The organism is Centipeda infelix ATCC 43532, assembly GCF_000234095.1.
Lineage (GTDB): Bacteria > Bacillota > Negativicutes > Selenomonadales > Selenomonadaceae > Centipeda > Centipeda infelix.
Genome location: NZ_JH376814.1, coordinates 1 through 717, shown reverse-complemented (window position 1 = coordinate 717; position 717 = coordinate 1). Strand labels below are relative to the sequence as shown.

General features: G+C 46.0%; 2 protein-coding genes. Both read right to left on the bottom strand.

Translation table 11 applies throughout. The features are described from left to right. Positions 1–76 (bottom strand): replication/maintenance protein RepL (locus HMPREF9334_RS12805; protein ID WP_342626177.1); only part of this gene is annotated, 76 nt, incomplete at its 3' end. 117 nt (positions 77–193) lie between these two features. After that, positions 194–340 (bottom strand): replication/maintenance protein RepL, encoded by a 147-nt coding sequence (locus tag HMPREF9334_RS12800; RefSeq protein ID WP_281042439.1) that lies wholly within the window; start codon positions 338–340, stop codon positions 194–196. Positions 341–717: the final 377 nt, after the last annotated feature.

The window sequence follows — 717 nt, the reverse complement described above, 5'->3', positions numbered from 1 at the left end:
CGCCTTGATTGATGCGTTGCAAGAAGTTACTGTCGATTAGTGCTTGTAGTGTCCTCGATACCGTTTGATAGCTGATACCGTCTTTTATCGGCTATCTGCCTCTGTGTCATTGGCAGAAGATTATTGCTGTCCAGATGGTCGAGAATCCAGAAAGCAAGGCGTCGTTTTCTGGTTTCCGATAAGGTCGATACTGTTACAAAATATGACCGAGCCAGAGCTTATGAAAATTAGCGTCGCGCTCCTCAATGTCAATTACCTGCATTTCTCGCAGTTCTCCAGTATCCTGCTTGATATAAGTTTCTGTTCCTACTACCTTGACTTTCTTGCGGGTTACTGCCATTTGTTTTTCCTCCTTGCTTGATATTGATATGATAATATCATATCGAATTATATAAGTCAATCATACTCAATGTTATACAAAAATCATATCAAGATTTAACCAAAAATCATATCAAGCAAAATAGCGATAAATTCAGTAATATCAAGGCATTACTACGGTTTTTACCCCTTTTTCACTCTTATCTTGTATTAGCGGCAGAATCATCGACCGCCACTTCGAAGGGGTTTCGTGGGGGCTTTGCCCCCACCGCCCCCAGCAGGGAGCAAGCCCCCTGCACCCCTCGCTCGCCGCTAGGCAGGCGGTCGGGTTCACCCGACCGCGGGGCAAAAGCGTCCTGCTTTTATCACGGTGCAAGGGCAAGCCGCTACGCGGTCGCT